The organism is Bacillus sp. EB106-02-03-XG38 (assembly GCF_058792175.1).
Genome location: NZ_JBYTED010000001.1, coordinates 115,444 through 136,906, shown reverse-complemented (window position 1 = coordinate 136,906; position 21,463 = coordinate 115,444). Strand labels below are relative to the sequence as shown.

Here is a 21,463-nt window from a genome sequence, read left to right as displayed (position 1 = left end):
TATTAAAATGCTAAATGAAAAAATGAAGAATTTCAATTTCATTACTTCTTTTTTTGCATTTGCTTCACTAATAATTCCTTCACTTGATTATACGTTAATCCTGAATCTTTATTTAAACGTTTTACTTCCTCAACATCAGTACCTACTACTGTATATTTTTTCTCATCATTCATTTTTCCACTTCCCTTTCTATTGCATTATTTCTAATATTTTTTCCCTAAACCCTAATAAATTAATACAAATAAGGAAACTGTACGAAATTCAATACCTAAGGGCAATTACGTAAGAGGAAAAGATAAAAAAATGTCGAATGTATATACTTGTTGAATTTAAGAGCTTGGAGGGTATATTTTGAAAACATATGAGTTTAAACATAACATTCCAACATTAGAAGAGTACAAATACTTGTGTGATTCTGTTGGATGGACTGATTATATGAATTTTGAGGTAGCAGATATTTCACTAAAAAATTCTATCCACTGCATCACAGTCAATGATAATGAAAAAATTATCGGTATGGGGAGAATTGTTGGTGACGGATCTATCTATTTCTATATTCAAGATATAGTAGTTCACCCAAATTATCAGAAACATGGTATCGGGAAAGAAATCATGCATCGCTTAGTTACATACTTACATGAAAATGCCCCTGATAGGGCATTTGTCGGTTTGTTTGCAGCAGAAGGTAAAGAATCATTCTATGAGAAATTTGATTTTAAAGATTACTCACCAAACATGACGGGGATGTTTACGGTCATTTCAAAATAATAAACATAATAGATTTTTAATTGTAAGGGAAGAATTACATTCATATGAATGTAACTCTCTTGCAATAAACGTTTATTACATACGAAAGGAGAGTACATATATGGCTGTACTCTCCTTTTATTTCACTCTTTACATATTAAATTTCTTAATAAAATTTCACTACATCTTCAGTAGGTAAGAATGTTCTTTCTCCTGGTTGTTCATTTGGCTCACCAAATGGCATTTGTCCTACTAAGCTCCACTCTGCTGGAATGTTCCAAGTTTCTTTCACTTCAGTGTCTACGATTGGATTGTAGTGTTGCAGGGATGCACCAATTCCTTCAGCTGATAATAACATCCATACAGTATGTTGTAACATTGCATTTCCTTGATGAGACCAGAATGGGAACTGATCTTTATATAATGGTGCATTTTCTTGCATTTTTTCTACTGTTGCTTGATCTTCAAAGAATAACACAGTCCCAACACCTGCATGGAAACCTTTTAATCTTTCTACAGTCGCTTCAAAGTTTTCTGCTGGTACGCGGGCTCTTAGTGTTTCTTTAACAATATCCCAAAACTTTTCATGTTCTCCATCCATTAATACAACCATACGACCACTTTGCATATTGAAAGATGTTGGTGCGTGTAAAGCTGTTTTTAAAACTTCTTCAATTCTTTCTTTCGTAATTGCATCGTTTTTTGTTACTTTACGAATAGAACGGCGGTTCACGATTGCTTCTTTTAAGTTTGTTGTAGTTGCTGACATTTTTATTCCTCCAAATATTTGTTTTATAATTTATCCCGCTTTAATGGGCAGTAAGACCCCCACCTCAAAATTCAGCGAAAGCAAAGAAGTTAGGTTTGGGATCAACTGCCCATAAAAGTCCGATTGGTGAGGGCTGATAATCAGTGGGGGATGAAGAAAACCCCCACTGATTAAAGCTTCACTTTATTTTGTTATTTCATAACAAGTGAATTAGCAATATCCATCTGTATTACACTGCATACCTTCAAATGAATTTGTTTTATCCTTTTCAATTTCTTTATCAATGACTCTTTGTAGCGTTTCTTTACTAGCAAGTCCTTGAATGACTTCATCTCCAATCATGACAGTTGGAACAGCCATAATATTGGCTTCATCATATGCGTGCTGAATTGCTTCTTGATGCTTCTCTTTATATTTACGGGTTACTAAAGCATCTTTAAATTCGGCTTCAGGAAGACCTACTTCCATCGCTAATTTTGTTAAAACATCAATATCTTCAATGTTTTGCTCTTCTTGGAAAAATGCTGTGAATACGCGGTGATGATACTCATTTCCAAGTCCGCGTTCTTTCGCAAATTGACATCCTTCAAAAGCTAAATGTGTATATGGATGCGGAGAAACACGCGGCAAACGCATATCAATTCCTAACTTCTTCGCAGTTGGAAGAATGAAAGCATCCCATGAGCCTAATTTTTCTGGCTCATTCCATGGATCTATTTTTGAATATGGACTTGGACGTAATTCAAATGGCATCCATTCAATTTCTATATTTTTCTCTTTCGCTACTTCGTCTAATGGACCTTTTGCTAAAAAACAAAATGGACATATAAAATCTGAGTATACTTTCATTTTTACAGTCATAACTTTTACACCTTACCTTTATTGTTGTAATCGATCTGGTTACATTAATGATAAAAAAATATAAATATGATTTAAACATTCATTTTTTCTTGCAAAGTTTCAAACAACTGCCCCATCGTAATATTTCTCAAAACTTCTTCCATCGCAGATTGTGCTTGTATTAATATAACTTCTAATACAGCTTGAATATTTGCTCCAATTGGACAATCTGGATTCGGTTGCTCGTGAATATGAAATAACTTGTCTTCTTCCACTACATTCACTGCATGATACACATCTAACAATGTGATTTCATGTAAATCCTTTAATAATCCCGCACCACCTGGACCGCGATTTACATATACAAATCCAGCTTGCTTCAAATACGACATGATTTTACGAATGACTACTGGATTCGTATTTACACTTTCAGCCATATAGTCTGAAGTACAAAGTGAAGATGGATTGTTTTTCAAAATAGATAAAATATGAACAGCTATAGAAAAGCGGCTACTAATTTTCATCGTGATCACCACCTCGATGTAATCATTATAGTTACAACAAAAAGATAAGTCAATCCTTTTCATAGATTTTTTATAAGCAAATTAAAAAGTGTCCCATTAAGATATATGAGACACCACTTTTTATTCTGCAAATAGCGCTTGAAATTCCTCAATAAATAGCTGCACAGCGATTGAAGAATCCTTTAATGAAGGAACAGCTAAAGCAATTTCTCTCCATACTTGTGGTTCCAATTCTCTCGTTTGCACATTCTGTGGTAAATTTGTTAAAGATAATTCTGCTAATATTGCAATACCTAATCCTTCTTGAATCATATTTAAAGCTGTAGTAACGGTTGATATTACATACTCAGCCCGAAGTGGTACGTTGGCTTGTTTAAACATATCAATAATGGGTGGTTCGTATCCGCCCTTACATAATATGATCGGTTCATTCTCTAAATCACTAATTGTAATAGAGTCCTTCTTACAAAGAGGATGATCCTCTCTTAAGATAACAACCATTTTTCCTTTCGTTAATGGAACAATCTCCATCTCTTTATTAGGCAAAATAACAATTCCTATATCAACAACCCTCGATACTAACCAACCTTCCACTTCTTGAATCGTTCCTTCGCAAAGAACGACCTCTAAGTTCGGATATTTCTCCTTAAAATGGTTTATCATTTTCGGTAAGAAATGTGCAGAAGCACTCGGAAAACTCCCAATTCGAATCGTCCCAACTTCGTGCCCTTTCTCCATCGCAACTTCTTGTTCAATCTTCTCTACACCGTTCAGAATCTCTCTAATATGTACAAGAATTCTGTTTCCTACATCCGTAACGATTAGCCCTTTTCGTTTATCACGTATAAGAATCGTAACTCCTAATTCTGACTCAATACTTGAAATGGCATGACTTACAGCTGGCTGCGTCATATTTAACACCCGGGCCGCCTTCGTAAAACTACCTAACTCAAAAGTTTTTATTAGTACTTGCAGTTGTGTAATGGTCATAACTAATCACTTATACTCCCCATAAAAAAGATTCATTTTATTTATTACAGTCGATATCATATCATAGTGAAATGAATAACAACAAGGAGGTCTTACCGTGACACAGCTTTCTCGAACTAAGACGGCCATAATTCTTACCTTTCTCGTTTTCATGTGGGGAATCAATTGGCCTTTATCTAAGTTTGCCCTGCATTATACACCACCCGTTTTATTTGCAGGTGTTCGAACTTTAATTGGAGGATTCATTTTACTCTTGTTCGCAATACCGAAATACAAAGAGTTACACTTAAAAGAAACTTGGCATTTATACGTTATTTCTTCTTTACTTAACATCATTATATTTTACGGATTACAAACTGTCGGCCTTCAATATATGCCTGCTGGGCTATTTTCCGCCATCGTATTTCTACAACCTGTTTTACTCGGCATCTTCTCATGGATTTGGCTTGAAGAATCTATGTACGCCTTAAAAATTTTCGGGCTTGTTCTTGGATTTATTGGCGTAGGTGTTATTAGCTCTAGTAGTTTAACTGGACATATTTCTATTATCGGAATCCTTCTCGCGTTAGGATGCGCGATTGGCTGGGCACTTGGCACAGTATTTATTAAGAAAACTGGGCACCGTGTTAATGCTATTTGGATGGTAACACTGCAGCTTATTATTGGCGGGCTTTGTTTAATTGGATTTGGTTCAGAGTTTGAAAGCTGGTCTAGTATCGCTTGGAGTATACCGTTTGTTAGCGTACTTCTCTTTATTTCGTTCTTTGTTATTGCAATGGGATGGCTTGCATACTTTACTCTTGTTGGAGCTGGTGAAGCAAGTAAGGTTGGGGCTTATACATTTCTTATTCCACTAATAGCTATTATTGTAAGTTCAATTTTCTTACATGAGGCTATTACCATTAGCTTATTCATCGGACTATTATTTATTGTTGTGAGTATTTGTTTTGTAAATATAAAACCGAAAACACTTGCTGTAAGGCAGCAAGTTGAAGTGAAATAAATATGGGAAAGAGCTTACTGTTTGTAGGCTCTTTTTTATTGTATGATGATATTCAAGTAGTAAGAATATTACCTCTACTATACATGGATGAATTAACAATTCTAATCATAAGGGGGAAATTATATGACTTTACTATATAAAGAATTTGGAGATTCAAGCTCTCCACTTATGGTTTTTATTCATGGGGGACGGAGTCGGTGGATGGATGTGGGACAAACAAATTAAACATTTTACTAACTTTCACTGCCTTGTTCCTGATTTACTTGAGCAAGGCAAAAATAGAAATAAAGATCATTTCTCAGTAAACTTTAGTGCTGAAAAAATCATAGAACTAATTGAAAAAAAAGGACAAGGTAAAACTGTTATAGTAATTGGATTTTCATTAGGCGCTCAAGTATTAATTGCTATGCTCAGCATGAAACCAAACTTAATTCAATATGCTATGATCAATAGCGCATTAGTTAAACCAATTCCTTTCGCTAAAATAGTAAGTAACTCCCTTGGCTTAACCTACTTCCTAGTAAAGTGTAAGGCATTCTCCAAAATACAAGCAAAATCAATGTACATAGATGAAACACAATTTGATAACTATTATCATGACAGTTGTCAAATAAGTAAAAATACATTTGTAAGGATATTAGAAGAAAACATGTCGTTTACAATACCAAAAGGTTTCAAGGATGCTAGTAGTAATATATTAGTAACTGTTGGAGACAAAGAAAAAAGAATTATGAAAGACTCGATGAATGAAATCCTTGCAAATAATACGAATTGCACAGGTATTATCATTCCTGAAATTGGTCATGGAATCTCTTTAGCCAATCCCATTCTATTTAATACTATAATTGAAAACTGGATCGAACATGATATCCTGCCGGAAAACTTAATAATCGTCAATTAGATTCCATACATTATTACTAATCCAAAGACCTAATAAAAAAGGTCTCATTATTTTCTATGAGACCTTTCAACCTTACTTATCTTTTACGACGTACGACAAAAACACACGCTCCTACCGACGATACAATCGCTAAAATGGATAAAACAATCACTATCACTTGCATATTACTAGTACCTTCGTTCTTTTCTACACTAGACACTTCACCATGTTCTCCTGTTAATGACGTACCTTTTGCAATTGTAGTAAGTGAATGTGGTTTTTCAGCTTTTTCATCGCCTGTCCATTCAACAATTTCTCCGTCTTTATATTGTTGATATGCATCCCAAGCTATTTTTTGTTCTTTATCCGGATTTTTAGCGACGAAAGTAAATCGCTGGAACTGACCAGGTAAAATCCCTTCTCCCGTTGCTTCCCATACTACAGTTTTGACTTTTCCAGCATTATCTTTTTGCTCTGCCACTTTCCATCCTGGCACTGGTTCATACTGTTGGAACTCCACTTCAGACGGTATTTTCAGTGTAACCTTTGTCGTTGCTACATTCTTTTCAACTGGTACTTTTATCGTGTAAGTCTCCCAAGAGTTGACGTCCGAAGTTGCTGGCTTCACAGTGACGTGCGCACTAACAGGTGATGAAAAAATTCCCATTGCAATCATTGTTGCGATCATTGTTGTGCCAAAATTTTTTATACGTTTCATTTTCTATTAGCTCCTTTTTATCTATATCTTCTCTTTATCTGCCGCCTACTATAAATTTATAATCCGTATCAAAGCTATCAAGAGATTTTGTTAATCCGTGCACTTGTATATTCCAGTTTCCTGTCATGTTAATATACATACCTTCCGCTTCATATTCTCCTGGTGAAACAGCGGAAACTTTAAATGACCCTTTTCCCATATTCATATCTAATGATTGCGTAGTTAAAATAATTTGCTCCATATCGGTAACAGGTTGTCCATTCTCATCCTTTAAAGTAATATGGAATGTATTTTGTCCTACTTTATTAGGACTTACATGTAAAGTAAGTTCATATCCATTATCTAATTGTTTACTCTCTGTAAAAGGTCCGGTAGGAGGCATCGGTGGTGTTTGTACGTTCGTCATAAAAGCTACGATTATGAAAATGATAATTCCAATGATAAACTCTATTTTCACCGTAGCGCCTAATCCTTGCTCTGCTCTCATTTTCCCTTTCACATAATGAACAATTCCCAATATCCCCATGAAAATGAATAAAAGTATCTTTGCTAATAAAGCTAATCCATACTTCGTATCAAATAACGAGTGGATTGTTGGAATAAAGAATGTACTGTTAAAAAGACCAGTTATTAAGATCACAATGACAGCACCTGTTGCCCACGGCGAAAAACGCTTAATCATATCCCAATACTCACTCCACTTGTCATCCTCTTTACGTAAAAGAAGAATAATGGATGATAGACCACCAACCCATAATGAAGCTGCGAATAAATGTAGAAAATCCATAACGACAGCAATGTCTTTAAACTTTAAACCATATGCATGACTATTAAATGCTTTCATAACAAGTATCCCAATAAACAATACTATCGGAATGCTCCATACTTTAAACGACGACAGCTTCTCACACTTCATCGCAAAATACGTAACAATTATAAGCGAACCAATAAGAACCATTTGAGTAATCCATACATATCCAAAAACAGAGAGCTGCAATGTTTCTTTTAATAGTAAAGGATTGAATGCTTCTAGCCATGAAACATCAGCATTTATTTTCGCTTGCAATGGTAGATTGAATAGTAAACTAATGAATATGCCAATTAATGAGATCCATATTATTTTTTCACTTCTTGATCGAACCGAGGTTGCATTCCCTTTATACATAATCAGATTAAAGAATAGCACTCCTATAAATAGCGAGAAACTTGTATATAAAACTCCACGTTCCATAATCATATCTATTTGTGGGACATATCCCATCTCTTCTACTTGTATATCGTCTGCTCCCGCTTCCGCTTCCCCAATTCGGAACGGAATAACTCCTTGAATTGGATGCCCGTCAGCAGAAATCACTTTCCACTGAATAGAGTAGAGTCCTTTTTTCAAGTTTTCTTTCAACCCTGCTTCTAATAATTTTTTATTTTTCTTATCAATATGAGCATCTTTTAAATCTACTCTTGTACCTGATGTATCTCTTACATACAATGTATTAAAATGCGAAACTTGTATATCCTCATCGAATTCAATTTTCACAACAGCTGGCGCTTTCTTCATTGTTTCATTTTCAGCAGGGTTTGATTTCACAATGTACGCATGAGCAGATGCACTTTTTGGTATCAATATAATAAGCACACATGCAATTAATAACCATGCCCCTAACCTTCTCATTACTTTCACTCTCATTTCACTTCTTTCTTCCACATCACTATATTTTCATTCCTTTAACTTCCCAAGTTCAATTCTCCGGCGAAATATTAACCTGATTAAATATAAATTTCTATACAATATAACTCTTTATTTCTCCCTCACCTCTAAACTTCTAATACAATAGTAACTACCTTCAGTGATATAACTTACATTTTTAAAGCTGATTGTTATTATATCATAAAATATATTTATGTAAGTTCCTGAAGAAGAAAAGTTATCGTGAATCATTTGTGAAGAAAGTGTGAAATACATAAATAAAAAAAGGTATTACGTTTTTATGTAATACCTTTCTTCCATCATAAAATTTCTTTATTTCTCTTCCGGATAATCACAATACTCAATGATTGTTCCCTCTGTATCCGCTGGGTTAAGATATATTAATCTTCTACCGTGCTTATTAATTCGAAGTGTATGCTCTAACGTTCGAATGCCTTGTTCTTTTAACTCTTCTAATGCTACATCTAAATCATCGACACGATATGCAACGTGATGAACACCTTTACCTTTTTGCTTTATAAATCGGGCAATTGGTGAAGTCGTATTATTCGTCGGTGCAAGTAATTCAATTCTATCCCCATCCACTTCAAGAATGGCTACTTCGCTTTCCACACCAGGAGCTTCACTTACGTAACGATCTATTAAAGTTCCTAACAATACCTTTTCATAAAAACGTATCGTGCTATCTATATCTCGAACTGCGATGCCGATATGATCAATTGTTTTTTTCATTTTATTTCCCCTACTACTTTATTTTCTATCCTTATCAATAGTAACAAAAAAAGTTATAGAATCAAATTCTATAACTTTTTTATTTAACCTATTTTCTTATTTGCACTAGCTGTTGGTTGAACTTGATTTTTTACTTTCATAATGCTAATGCCGTATCCGATAAATCCACCGATAATCGCTGGTAAGATCCATCCTAATCCTACTTCTTGCATCGGAAGGAATTTAGTGAACACTTGGCTTACTACTTCAATGTTAACTCCAGCTGCACTTAATCCATCGAATAAGCTGATGATAAATGTTACGATTAAGCTCACTTGATAAACTTCAGCTCTTCCTTTGAATAATGAATGGAAGAATGTTAAGAAAATCAATACAATGGCTAGTGGATAAATTGCTGTTAATACTGGAACAGAAACTGCGATTAATTGTGTTAATCCTACGTTTGCAACAATGGCACTAAATACACATAACGTGATTGCAATTGCTTTGTAAGGAACATTTGGGAATAACTTATGGAAGAATGAAGAACATGCTGATACAAGTCCCACACTAGTTGTTAAACAAGCTACTGTAATCATTAATCCTAATAATACTCCGCCATATGATCCAAAATAGTAGTTAGAAACTTTCGCTAATACTTCTCCACCGTTCTCTAAATGTCCAAGCTTTGCAACACTTGAAGCACCCATATAAGAAAGAGCTGTATAGATAATTGCTAAAATAGATGCTGCAATGATTGTTGCTTTTGCACAAACGACCATAATTTGTGTTTTCGTTTTTGCACCTTTTTCTTTAATTGCATTAATGATAATAATTCCAAATACGAATGATGCAAGTGTGTCCATTGTTAAGTATCCTTCTTGGAATCCTTTAAAGAATGCATGTGATGTATAAGCTTCCACTGGTGCTTGCATATCTCCAATCGGATGTATAAAAGCAACGATTACTAAAATACCAATGAAAGTTAACTTAATTGGCGTTAAGATTTTCCCAACAATATCGACAATTTTCGCAGGATTTAGCGAAAAAAAACAAGTGATGCTAAAGAAAACAATTGTGAAAAGAATTAAAGGTGTAGAACCTAATCCTTCTGGCATAAACGGTTTAAGACCAATTTCATAAGAAACATTTCCTGTTCTTGGTATTGCAAATAACGGACCAATCGCTAAGTATAAAACTGTTGTAAACACAATCCCGAACACTGGGTGAGCACGACTTGCTAATGACTGTAAATCATCTTTACCCGAAAAACCAAATGCTAGTACACCTAGTAATGGTAACCCTACACCTGTTACTAAAAATCCAGCGTTTGCAATCCATACATTCTCTCCTGCCGATTGCCCTAACATTGCCGGGAATATTAAATTTCCTGCCCCAAAAAATAGTGCAAATAACATTAATCCAATAACTACTATGAACGAAAACGGTACTTTATTCGCCATAATATAACCCCCATTCAAATTTCCTTATCTCATTTTCCATTTTTAACTAATTGAATTTTCTGAATTTTTAATTCAACTATCAACTATTCTTGACCTCATTATAGTTTGCTATATAATATTTTGCAATACTATTTTCAAACTTTTCATTTATTTTATAAATATACATTTTTTAACATAGAAATAGACTAAAAAACCAACATGGTCATTCATGTTGGTTTTTTACATTTATTATCAATTAAAATTTAGACGCTACTTTTTTAACGTTCTCTAAACCTTCTTCAACAATTTGTTGTGAACGATCTGGATATTGATTGTGCCCTTCAATTACAACAGTCTCTGGATTTGTAATTCCCCAGAACCCAAGTACATTCGTTACATAATTAACGGCCATTTCCATAGGAGCCATTTGCTCTGAAGAGTAATCTGAACCACGCGCACCTAATACAACGACTTTCTTATCACCAGCTAAACCTACTGGGCCATTTGCTGTATATTTAAATGTTTTTCCAGCTTGAGATAAGTATGAAATATATGTGATTAATGGCGCTGGTACTGTGAAGTTCCATAATGGGAACGCAAATACAACTTTATCAGCTTCTAAAAACTGATTTAAATATTGATCTACCGTTGCTACAGCCTTCTCTTCTTCTGCTGTTAACTCCATTCCTTGACTACGTTTATATCCACCTGAAATAGCGATATTTCCGTAATACGGAAGATCTAATGCAAATAAATCTAACTCCGTAATTTCTGTATTTGGATTCGCTTCTTTATAAGCACTTACAAATGTTTCATACATTCTTGAACTAACTGCTTGCTCCGCTGGACGATCGTTTGCTTTCACAAATAATACTTTTGACATTGTTTTATTCCCCTCTACTTTTGTATTTTCTTCTTTTTTACCAAATAATGAGCTAAATAATCCCATTTTCTTCACCTAAGCTTTCTTGTCATATTCATTATTTATCATCATAAAAATTCTTATTCTAATAAAAAGTTCCAATTGATACCTTAAGTAAAACACTTAAAACTTTTTGTTATTTAATTACCTTATGTAAGTGATTGTAATACACTAACTTACTTTAGTCAAGTAACTTTAAATAAAAAATAATATCTCGAATTAAAAATAATAACTACAATTCAATTCATACACCCATTGTAACTTTATTGTTTGTATAATAGATGTAGAGAATGCAATTTATATTTAGAAAGGATTCACTCATGAGCACTATAGAAAAGATTCAAACTTTTATTATTCTTTTTGCTGTTACATGCGGCATCGTAATCGGACAATTTAATGTCATACATATGCATTCAGACAAATTGATTATTCCCTTCTTATTTTTCATGCTGTATGGATTATTCCTCAGCATCCCATTGAAAGAAATAAAAAACGGGTTCCGCAATTTAAAATTTGCAGGAACGAGCCTTACTATTAATTTTGTATGGACACCTTTACTCGCTTGGGGGTTAGGAGCATTATTTCTTTCAGATCACCCAGCACTTTGGGTTGGATTTATTATGTTAATGGTTACTCCATGTACAGATTGGTACTTAATCTTTACTGAAATAGCGAAAGGAAATGTAGCACTTTCTACTGCAATTTTGCCTGTAAATTTAATATTGCAAGTACTACTCCTTCCCATTTATTTGTTTTTATTTGCTGGTGTCATGAAGACTGTAGCGGTTTCTGTTTTAGTAGAAAGTATAGTTATCGTAATCGTCTTACCATTTGTACTTGCACACGCTACAAAATTCATTATGCATAAAATGAAAAAAGCTGAAACACTCGAGAATACACTCATTCCGTTTTTCAGCTCTGCGCAAATTGTATTTTTAAGCTTAGCAATCGTAGCGATGTTTGCATCACAAGGGAAATACTTACTACAAAATATGAATGTCGTTTTCCTATTACTCATTCCGGTTCTATTGTTCTTCATCATCAATTTTGTCCTAGGACAATTTATCGGGCGCATGATGCGTTTATCTTATAAAGATACAGTCAGTTTAAACTTAACAACTTTAGCAAGAAACTCACCTGTTGCACTCGCTATCGCTGTAACAGCTTTTCCAGACGAACCTCTTATTGCACTTGCACTTGTTATTGGACCGTTGATTGAACTGCCAGTACTTGCTTGTGTTTCACAGGTATTGTTGCTTATTAAGAGAAAACAGCAGTATACATAATAAAAAAACGTCCTAATTCGGGACGTTTTTTTATTATCGAGAAATTATAGAAGTAACGATAATTATCGGCTCTAACGATTTTATACGTGATAACAAATTTTCTTTTCGTTACATTCACAAAGTCTTTCTAATTAAACATTATAGGAAAAGTAAATATTACGAAAGCTGCCCAAATTCCGTAGATTGGCAAATACTTCGTAACGGCATCTTGGATAGCTGTCGGTCCTGATTTGTTTTGTAGAAAACGCATATAGGAAAACATAATCCAAATGAGATTTGCCCAGATCAGTATGTTTACACCTAAAACAGCAAGTCTATTAGGTGTAATCCCGTAAGAAGAAAGTCTGAATACGATGGCTGACAATGCGACAGTGTCAATAATAAGCGCCAGAACAATTAAGGCAAAATTTATATAATCTGAAATGCTCTTTTTCTCGTCTGAATCACTCTCAACGATAGAAAATATAGTAACAGCCAATACACCAAGGAGTATTCCGTTGAAGGCCATTAGGAAATTGCGGTCCAAGAATGGATTTTTCCCGACCCAAATTACCGTTATAAGATAGATAAACAATGTGATCAAGACAAGCGGACTAAAAATTTTAGATATGTATGGTGTAATATTTTTAGCAAGTTTAAGATTCAATGATACTAAGTATGCAGCCACTACAGCTAGAGCAGCAGCTCCAAATAAAACAACATTACTAAAATAGAACTCTCCTATATCCAAGTCAACAAAGCTAAATAAGCGCATGGTGAATACTGCTAGTATCATTCCGCTCACTGCCATGCTCGCGTAGAGAAGACCATATTCTAAATTAAATTTAATATACGCTAATCTTGTACTACCTTTTGAATATTCATTTCCCGTAAACGCAAGTCCCAATAAGACCCATAACAATATAGGAAGATGTAAATACGCAAGGATACTGCTGTCTTTATAATTTAATGGCAACATATTAAGATAAAATCCGGCAATTAAGAACAACGCTGCAAGGAAATAAATAATACTTTTTTTCGGAGTATTATTGTAAATAAAATAAGCAGCAATAAAGGGAATTACACCAAAAGCCAAGTTAATTGGAGCAATTGCCTCCTGCTCAACAAAATGGAAAATGATTCTAGTGCTTAGCCCTGCTAAAATAGCTAACATGCCCATGAATAAGAAACCTTTTTGAAACAGTGATATTTTTTCTTTATTTGCCGTCTCCTTGAAATACAATCTTTCATACCAAGCAGCTAGTACCTGAGAATCAAGGTTTTCATCCCATGCTTGTGAGAATGACTTTTTAAAAGCTTTTGGGTCTTTTCTATACATTCTCTCCAACTCATGAGGATTATCCATATTTTCAATAATTAAATTGTGATTGTTCATAGTTTTACCTCCTCTAATAAAAAACAGCGTTGTTACCTTTCTATAAAAAGCACCTCACTGATTTATCATGATATTGATTTTAATACAAAATTTATTGTTTTACAATAAATAATTATCAATTATAAAGATTTTTTTATTGTATATTTTATTTTAAATAATAATAAATATTACTACTTATTCAAAAAAATATCCTATAGAATAGACTTTTTTAAGTGTCTATTCTATAGGATATAGTTTAATTATCATATTTTTATTTGTTGAAACCACTTAATTCTCAAACACGAAATTAATCTTATTATCTTTCCACTCTAGCTTCGCATCAAATGTTTTCTCGCCTTTTTTAAAGCCTTTAATTAAATCGGTCTTCTCACCTTTTAAAAGCTTAGTCATATTCTTTTGCGAAATTGTTTTACTTAATATCTTCTTTGAGATAGTAAAATCACATTGTGTTGTGTTGTAGTTAGAACAACCGTAAAACGTTGACTTATCAATCACATCGCCATCACACTTTTTACAGCTACCAACCTTTTTACCTGTTGTAAATTTCGATCCTTTTCGCTCTATCGATTCAACATGTAATCCAGTGAAATCCCACTTCTCTGACATTTCCACTGCATCTTCAATAATTTTCGCTGATAGTTTTTTTGTTTGCTCCATAAATGTAGCTGGTGATGCCGTACCTTCGCCGATTTCCGCAAGACGCTGCTCCCATTTTGCAGTCATTTCTGGTGAAGCTAGTATTTTATCACCGATTGCAGTAATTAATACTTTCCCTTTATCGGTCGCATACACTTGGTTCTTCTTCACATCTATATATTTACGGTCTTTCAGCATCGTAATAATTCCAGCACGCGTTGCCTCAGTACCTAAACCTTCTGTTTTCTTTAATACTTTCTCCAGCTCTTCATTCTCTAAATACTTACCAGCCGTTTTCATTAACGTAATAAGTTGTCCTTCTGTATAACGCTTCGGCGGCTGTGTTTTTCCTTCTTTCACTTTCACCTTTACAACTTTTCCTTGTTCACCTTCAGCTACAATCGGAAGAATTGTTTCGTCATCTTTATCGTCTTGGAAAATAACTTTACGCCAACCTTCTTGAATTTGCTGTTTTCCTTTTGAAATGAATTCCGCACGTTCATCTACAAGCGTTATAATGGTCGTATAATCAAAGATTGCAACTTCATAGTGAGCGGCAATCAGTCTTCTTACAATCATATCGTAAATTTTCTTTTCATCACCTGATAATCTGCTTGGGTTTGTAACTTGCTCTGTCGGAATAATGGCGTAGTGATCTGTTACTTTCTTTTCATTCACATAACGCTTATTATTCATAATCGATTCAACTGGAGCTGGTAATAACCCTTTATATTCATCAAACTGACTTAACTTCTGCAAAATATCAGGGAACGTCGCTGCCTCTCCTTGAGTAACATAATTGGAATCTGAACGAGGATAAGAGACAATCCCTTTTTGATATAATGCTTGCGTTATATCAAGCGTCTTTTTCGGTGAAAATTTGAATGCTTTATTTGCCGTGGCTTGCAGTGATGATAAGTTAAATAAAAGCGGTGGCTGAAACTCTTTACGCTCCGTTTTCATTTCCTTTACTTCAGCTGGTTTCCCTTGGCAAAATGCCGCAATTTTATTTGCCATATCAGGGTCTTGTAAGCGGGATTCACTATCCTTCTCCCATTTCCCCTCATACTTCTTTCCTTCTATATTAAAGGTTGCGAACACTTCCCAAAAAGGCTCAGACTTAAAGTTTTCTATTTCTTTTTCACGCTTTACAATTAATGCGAGTGTCGGTGTTTGTACACGTCCAGCAGAAAACACATCGTTCATTCCTTTTTTCTTTAGCAAAATACTAAAGACACGTGATGCATTCATACCAACGACCCAATCCGCACATGACCTTGTATACGCCTCATAGTACGTATTAATTGTATCTGATTCATCAAGTAAGTTTTTAAATCCTTGGTAAATAGCTTGTTTCGTTAAAGATGAAATCCAAAGACGCTTCATCGGCTTTTGTACGTTACACAGATTAATAATATTTCGTACGATTAATTCACCTTCACGCCCAGCATCGCCCGCGTGAATAATTTCTGTTACCTGAGGATTATGTAACAGCTGTTTCACAACGTTAAACTGTTTATACTTTGACTTTGTTACTTCAAATTGAAAACGCTCTGGAATCATCGGTAACGTATTAAGCGACCATTTTTTCCACTCTGCGTGATAATGCTCTGGATTACATAACTGCGTCAAATGACCAATTGCCCATGTACAGTACGCTCCATTTGGAAATAACTCATTTGCTTCTACTTCTAAATATCCATCTTTCCGGCGATATTTAAACTGTGAAACAAGAGCCAAACCTTGATCTGGTTTCTCGGCAATAATTAATTTCATTTTATAACTCCCTATCTGTATTCCAGTGTTACTTTCATTGTCTATCTGTTTAGAGGCGATGATAAAACAGCAATCTTATTTATCATTCGCGGGTTACTCCCCATAATGGGATAACTATAATATTATACGCTTATTCTTTATGGCTTCACAATAGAAACTCATTATAAAACAATTTCTTTCACATGCTTATATTTGAAATTGTGCAGATAATATGCAGATATAAATAAGCATAAGTACTCTCCATATGAACATATGATGAAATGAATGATAGGACAGGGAGGTATCATAATGTTCGCTTACATATTAACGGCCTTAACACTTTGTTGTATCTCGATTCTTATTACATCATATATATCTAAATGCAAGGGTACCTTAATGGAGTATATGGTATTTATTATGTCTTTTAGTATGAGTATCGGTTTAAGCATAGGATTTTATTTAGGTATTCTTTTTAAAGGTGAATTACTATATTCTACTTTGCTTGCGATTCTGATTAGTGGTTGTATCGGTTTTGTATTTGGTCTACGTTTTCACCTATATACTGCTTTAGAAGGAATGTTCTCTGGATTAATGGCAAGTATGATGGGAGCAATGCTTACAGAAATGTTAAACGCTCAACAAGCTCATAGTATACTGTTTATTAGCCTTTTACTTACGATAACAATAACTATGTCATGTATAATTCAACTTTTATCAGAAACTTTTTCTGCTTTTATCCAAAAGCGTTTTTTGTTATTACTTTCAATTAGTGTAGCAATTATCGTTGCCGTATTCGTGACATTCCCAGATCATACCCCTCCACCTTCAACCGGGCATGATCAACATATACATTGATACTTGCACCGAAATTGAATAAGCAGCTATCCATAGGATAACTGCTTCATCTTATTCTGGCTTATTAGGAATGTTTGGATTTGGAATATAGTCAGATTTATAATCTGTATATTTCACTTCTGTTACCATCCCCGCGGAAGCATGGTGTAAATCATGACAGTGGAACATCCAATCACCCGGATTGTCTGCTACAAAGGCTACTTCATATTCTTCACCTGGTTTTAGGTTCAAAGTATCTTTCACAATCGGAGAACCTTCTACCGGTTTTCCATCTTTACTCAACACCTGAAAGAAGTGACCATGTAAATGCATCGGGTGATCGTCCATTTTAGAACGATTTACTAATTTTACTTTTACTAAGTCACCCTTTTTCACTGGAATTGGGTCAATATCTGGGAATACTTTTCCGTTAATTGTATATACCATTTCATTTCCATTCATTTGCGTATTCAAGTCCATATTATGTGTGGCAGTGTACTGCTGGTCTAACGTGAAACTACCTAATTTTTTAGCACCATATTTCGTCATATCTAATTTCGGTAATTTTTCTTTTTCATCTGCTTTATCTTTCATCTCTTTGCTGCCATCATATTCAATAACAGCTTTCATTCCTTTTGCACCTTTATTTGCTGAATGGTCTTCAACATACCATTTCCCAGGATTATTAGCAGTAAATTCAATATCATAACGTTCACCAGGTGCGATTGAAATTACTTGATCCTTTATAACTTTTGGATCGTTTATTGGTTGACCATCTGTCGCAATTACTTTTATATCATGACCGTGAACGTGTATATCATGTGATAGATAACCAGCATTAACGAGTCGAAGACGGACTTTATCCCCCTTATTCACTTTTAATGGTTCTACTAAATCCCCGCTTTTACCATTGATTGTGAATAAATCATACATACTCATATCATGACCTTCCATCTTCATATTTCCATGGTCCATTCCTGCCATATTGCCAGAGTCTTTTTTATCACTGCCCATGTCCAGACTAGAATGATCCATAGCGTTCTTATCATCATTCTTTTTCGTATTTTCATTATCCTTAGATTTATTACCTTTTTGCCCTTTTGTCATTTCTTTTAACTGTTTATTAATCTCTTCTTTATCTGTTACCCATTCATCTAACATTACTGTGTAATCTTTATCATATTTTTCCTTTGTATCTTCTACAATGAGCGCTCCATACAAACCTCTATCTAATTGATTTACAGAATCTTGATGTGAATGATACCAATACGTTCCTAGTACGTTCGCTTCAAACTCATAGGTGAAACTTTTTCCAGATTCAACCGCATCTTGCGTCACACCTGGAATTCCATCCATATTATTTGGGACAGGATACCCATGCCAATGAATAGATACTGGTGCAAATAATTCATTTTTTAATGTCACTTTCACCTTTTCGCCTTTTTTCACCCGAATTTCTGGACCAGGAGATGAGCCATTAAATGTCCAGACTGGAACAATAACACCGTTACTTAATTTTTGTTTTTCTTCTTTCGCTATTAAAGTCACTTCTGGTCCTTTTTCAACTTTCAATGGTTTTGTAGCCGTTTCAGTCTGTGTTGTTTTTTTATCTTTCATATTTTTATGATCGTTTGTTGTATTTGTGGTCGCAGAACATGCAGCAATTATAGATATGACAGAGACTGTAACTGCTGTTAACACAAATCGCTTCATGGAAAATCCCTCCTTTTTCTTTTTCAAAATCATTATAAAAAATGACTTTCAAGAAAATATGGAGATGTGAAATGAACCAAATAAAAAGACGCCCAAAATTGAGCGCCTCTACTTTTGATTATTTCGTAACTACTTCATCTTCTTTTACATTCACATTATTTTCTCTCATAAACGCTTCAATCTCTTCAACTTCTCTAATGATATCTTTTGACAAGTTTTCATGTCCGTCTTTCGTTACAAGAATATCATCTTCAATACGAATTCCAATTGATTCTTCTTCAATATAAAGACCAGGTTCAATTGTTATAACCATACTTTCTTCTAGCACTCTATCTTTATATGTTCCTACATCATGCGTATCTAAACCAAGGAAATGGCTGACACCGTGATAATAGTATTTTGATAACTCTTCGTCTTCTTGAATTAAACCAATAGCTTTACACTCTTCTGCTAGTACCTTTTTCGTATGCTCATTTAATGCAGCAAACTTTATCCCTGGCTTAATGAGCTTTGTTGTTTCTTTCAATGCTTTTAATACAATATTATACATTTGTTTTTGGCGATTAGAGAATATTCCATTTGCCGGGAATGTATAACTAATATCAGCGTTATAGTAGTCTTTTTGAGCGCCTAAATCTAGTAGTACTAAATCACCATTTTGAATTTGTGCATCATTATCTTCATAATGAAGAACTGTAGCATTTTTCCCACTTGCCAAAATTGTATTGAACGCATGATGCTTAATGCCAGATGACTTCAGTGTGAAATCAAACTGAGCTTCTAATTCATATTCCATCATGTCAGCTTTTGCATGCTTCAGTACGTTGTAAATACCCTCTTTCGTTACAGCAATCGCTTCTTTAATGATTTCAATTTCTTCTTCTGTTTTAAACACTCGTAATTCACAAATATTCGGATATACATTACCAATTAAAACGTGTGGATACTGTTCTCTTACATGTTTAGCAAATGCTAGCGTTTTTGTCTCCGTACCATTCCACTCACGACGCTCTAAATCTAAATAAAGATGCTTCACATTTTCAGTGAAAAGCATATTTGACATTGTCTTTTCAAAGCTATCTAAATATACAACTTTCTTTATACCTGAAATTTTCTCTGCTTCTTCGTTAGAAACTGTTTTACCGACCCATTTTTCCATTACTGGATCTGACTTTTCAATGAAAAGTGTTTCTTCTATACTACCTCCAACCTTCTTCAATATGAAAATAACATTTGGTTCATCGATCCCTGTAACATAGTAAAAGTTTCGATTCGGCACAAATTTATAATGTGCATCCGCTGACATATGAGGTGCTTGTCCAGCAAATAAAATCGTTATAGATTCATCTGGTAATGTGTTTACTAATCGTTCTCTATTTTGAGCAAAAAATGTTGATTTCATAATAATCCCCCTAGCGCTCTATGTATACTTTTAAATCTAATTATCCAATACAATTCATTCTATTATTGTTATAATTTTTCGTCAATTAATAGTACTCATAGAGAAAGGAAAATTTTCATTACTAAGGCCCCTTCCAATCAAAATTACGCATACTACTCCACAATTTCTTGACATTTATTCCATATACTTAAAATCTCATATATAGGAAAGGAGCTACAACTTTGAAATATTATGTAGCAACAGGATTAGCAATTACTTCTTTATTATTCATTTCAGGATGTTCTAACAACGCCGAAACAGCACCAGTGAAGAAAGACACGGTGCAATCTCAGCCAAAACATACAGAAACAGTAACTACGAGTCCGCAAAACTTCTATAAGGAAACTGCATCTGGAAAAATCGAGCACATTCACGGAATTGGCTTTGCAGGAAATATGCCTGGGGTTTCTATCGCCACTCATAGCGGGATAAAAGTTTATCAAGATGGCAAATGGTTTGAAACTAAAACTGCGTTACACGATTATATGGGATTTCAAGCAACGAAAAATGGATTCTTTGCCAGCGGTCATCCTGAACGAGGAGCAAATTTAAAAAACCCTTTAGGATTAATGAAAAGTTCTGATGGCGGTAATACCCTTGAAAAGCTAGCTTTTTATGGAGAATCTGATTTTCATAACCTTGCTGTCGGATATAATACAGAAGCAATTTATTTATACAATGAGCGTCCTAATTCTAAATTGCAACAAGATTTTTATTTCAGTACGAACAACGGACAAGATTGGAAAAATAGTAAGTTAAAAGGTCTTTCAAGTACGATTCATGCCTTTTCCGTACATCCAGATCAAGCTAGTGTAGTAGCGGTAAGTACGAAAGACGGTGTTTATTTATCTACTGATTACGGAAATACATTTGAACTTTTCTCTACATCACTTGAATCGACAGCAGTTACATTAAGTAATGAAGAAGTTATTTACGCCCCTATCAATAAGCAAATCGTAACGAAGAAATCTATTGCTACAAATGAAGAGACAAACATACAAATTCCAGCTTTAGATCCTAAAGATGCAATTATGTACATATCACAAAACCCTCAAAATTCAGCTGAAATAGCATTTGCTACAATGAAAGCTAATGTGTTCCTTTCTACAGATGAGGGTAAAACGTGGAAGCAGATTACAAAAGAGGGAGCATTCCAATTTAATTAGAAAGGT

At 34.3% G+C, this 21,463-nt stretch carries 19 protein-coding genes and 1 pseudogene; 6 read left to right on the top strand and 14 right to left on the bottom strand.

The features are described from left to right. Positions 1 to 41: 41 nt before the first annotated feature. Positions 42 to 173 carry a hypothetical protein gene (locus tag AC3WTI_RS00615; protein ID WP_048527332.1) on the bottom strand — a complete coding sequence of 44 codons (132 nt, stop codon included), beginning with the start codon at positions 171 to 173 and terminating at the stop codon, positions 42 to 44. 178 nt (positions 174 to 351) lie between these two features. Here AC3WTI_RS00615 and AC3WTI_RS00610 point away from each other — a divergent pair, with 178 nt between their 5' ends. Further along, positions 352 to 768, top strand: coding sequence for a GNAT family N-acetyltransferase (locus AC3WTI_RS00610; protein WP_097841838.1), 417 nt, complete (start codon positions 352 to 354; stop codon positions 766 to 768). A 145-nt stretch (positions 769 to 913) separates the two neighbouring features. Here AC3WTI_RS00610 and AC3WTI_RS00605 read toward each other — a convergent pair whose 3' ends face one another. The 4 genes from AC3WTI_RS00605 to AC3WTI_RS00590 form a co-directional block, all read right to left on the bottom strand. Then, a complete protein-coding gene (locus AC3WTI_RS00605) occupies positions 914 to 1,516 on the bottom strand; it encodes a nitroreductase family protein (protein ID WP_087959501.1) in 603 nt (200 codons plus the stop codon). A 210-nt stretch (positions 1,517 to 1,726) separates the two neighbouring features. Beyond that, positions 1,727 to 2,377 carry a DsbA family oxidoreductase gene (locus AC3WTI_RS00600; RefSeq protein ID WP_087959500.1) on the bottom strand — a complete coding sequence of 217 codons (651 nt, stop codon included), beginning with the start codon at positions 2,375 to 2,377 and terminating at the stop codon, positions 1,727 to 1,729. A 71-nt stretch (positions 2,378 to 2,448) separates the two neighbouring features. Then, positions 2,449 to 2,880: an Rrf2 family transcriptional regulator gene (locus AC3WTI_RS00595; protein ID WP_087959499.1), complete on the bottom strand. Its 432-nt coding sequence runs from the start codon at positions 2,878 to 2,880 to the stop codon at positions 2,449 to 2,451. Positions 2,881 to 3,000: 120 nt separating this feature from the next. Further along, complete coding sequence (locus AC3WTI_RS00590) at positions 3,001 to 3,870, bottom strand: LysR family transcriptional regulator (RefSeq protein ID WP_097841837.1); 870 nt, start codon at positions 3,868 to 3,870, stop codon at positions 3,001 to 3,003. A 97-nt stretch (positions 3,871 to 3,967) separates the two neighbouring features. Between AC3WTI_RS00590 and AC3WTI_RS00585 the strand changes: the two genes are divergently transcribed. Then, entirely contained in the window at positions 3,968 to 4,873 is a 906-nt protein-coding gene (locus AC3WTI_RS00585) for a DMT family transporter (RefSeq protein ID WP_087959497.1), read from the top strand. A gap of 123 nt (positions 4,874 to 4,996) precedes the next feature. Next, a pseudogene (locus AC3WTI_RS00580) lies at positions 4,997 to 5,774 on the top strand (alpha/beta fold hydrolase). Between the two features lie 76 nt (positions 5,775 to 5,850). Here the strand turns inward: AC3WTI_RS00580 and AC3WTI_RS00575 are convergent. The 5 genes from AC3WTI_RS00575 to AC3WTI_RS00555 all read right to left on the bottom strand — a co-directional run bounded on the left by AC3WTI_RS00575 (position 5,851) and on the right by AC3WTI_RS00555 (position 11,278). After that, positions 5,851 to 6,471, bottom strand: a complete 621-nt coding sequence (locus tag AC3WTI_RS00575) for a YcnI family copper-binding membrane protein (protein WP_087959495.1) — start codon at positions 6,469 to 6,471, stop codon at positions 5,851 to 5,853. Positions 6,472 to 6,505: 34 nt separating this feature from the next. Further along, positions 6,506 to 8,155, bottom strand: coding sequence for a copper resistance CopC/CopD family protein (locus AC3WTI_RS00570; RefSeq protein WP_142305918.1), 1,650 nt, complete (start codon positions 8,153 to 8,155; stop codon positions 6,506 to 6,508). 333 nt (positions 8,156 to 8,488) lie between these two features. Beyond that, positions 8,489 to 8,908, bottom strand: coding sequence for a VOC family protein (locus AC3WTI_RS00565; protein ID WP_000750833.1), 420 nt, complete (start codon positions 8,906 to 8,908; stop codon positions 8,489 to 8,491). Positions 8,909 to 8,991: 83 nt separating this feature from the next. Next, complete coding sequence (gene brnQ / locus AC3WTI_RS00560; protein ID WP_097841836.1) at positions 8,992 to 10,350, bottom strand: branched-chain amino acid transport system II carrier protein; 1,359 nt, start codon at positions 10,348 to 10,350, stop codon at positions 8,992 to 8,994. A gap of 235 nt (positions 10,351 to 10,585) precedes the next feature. Next, a complete protein-coding gene (locus AC3WTI_RS00555) occupies positions 10,586 to 11,278 on the bottom strand; it encodes an FMN-dependent NADH-azoreductase (protein ID WP_087959493.1) in 693 nt (230 codons plus the stop codon). A 293-nt stretch (positions 11,279 to 11,571) separates the two neighbouring features. Here AC3WTI_RS00555 and AC3WTI_RS00550 point away from each other — a divergent pair, with 293 nt between their 5' ends. Beyond that, positions 11,572 to 12,537 (top strand): arsenic resistance protein, encoded by a 966-nt coding sequence (locus AC3WTI_RS00550; protein WP_087959492.1) that lies wholly within the window; start codon positions 11,572 to 11,574, stop codon positions 12,535 to 12,537. A 127-nt stretch (positions 12,538 to 12,664) separates the two neighbouring features. Here the strand turns inward: AC3WTI_RS00550 and AC3WTI_RS00545 are convergent, their stop codons facing one another. Together AC3WTI_RS00545 and topB are read right to left on the bottom strand one after the other, a co-directional pair. Continuing rightward, positions 12,665 to 13,912: a DUF4153 domain-containing protein gene (locus tag AC3WTI_RS00545; protein ID WP_097841835.1), complete on the bottom strand. Its 1,248-nt coding sequence runs from the start codon at positions 13,910 to 13,912 to the stop codon at positions 12,665 to 12,667. 267 nt (positions 13,913 to 14,179) lie between these two features. Then, complete coding sequence (gene topB, locus AC3WTI_RS00540; protein ID WP_097842067.1) at positions 14,180 to 16,324, bottom strand: DNA topoisomerase III; 2,145 nt, start codon at positions 16,322 to 16,324, stop codon at positions 14,180 to 14,182. 288 nt (positions 16,325 to 16,612) lie between these two features. Here topB and AC3WTI_RS00535 point away from each other — a divergent pair, with 288 nt between their 5' ends. Continuing rightward, complete coding sequence (locus tag AC3WTI_RS00535; protein WP_097842068.1) at positions 16,613 to 17,158, top strand: hypothetical protein; 546 nt, start codon at positions 16,613 to 16,615, stop codon at positions 17,156 to 17,158. Between the two features lie 51 nt (positions 17,159 to 17,209). Here the strand turns inward: AC3WTI_RS00535 and AC3WTI_RS00530 are convergent, their stop codons facing one another. Both AC3WTI_RS00530 and AC3WTI_RS00525 read right to left on the bottom strand, forming a co-directional pair. Beyond that, the gene (locus AC3WTI_RS00530; protein ID WP_097842069.1) at positions 17,210 to 18,850 is read right to left on the bottom strand and encodes a multicopper oxidase family protein; all 1,641 of its coding nucleotides are present in this window, start codon (positions 18,848 to 18,850) and stop codon (positions 17,210 to 17,212) included. Positions 18,851 to 18,968: 118 nt separating this feature from the next. Next, positions 18,969 to 20,252 carry an aminopeptidase P family protein gene (locus tag AC3WTI_RS00525; RefSeq protein WP_097842070.1) on the bottom strand — a complete coding sequence of 428 codons (1,284 nt, stop codon included), beginning with the start codon at positions 20,250 to 20,252 and terminating at the stop codon, positions 18,969 to 18,971. A 221-nt stretch (positions 20,253 to 20,473) separates the two neighbouring features. Between AC3WTI_RS00525 and AC3WTI_RS00520 the strand changes: the two genes are divergently transcribed. Further along, on the top strand, positions 20,474 to 21,457 hold the full coding sequence (locus AC3WTI_RS00520) for a F510_1955 family glycosylhydrolase (RefSeq protein ID WP_097842071.1): 984 nt from the start codon (positions 20,474 to 20,476) through the stop codon (positions 21,455 to 21,457). The last annotated feature ends 6 nt before the right edge of the window (positions 21,458 to 21,463 follow it).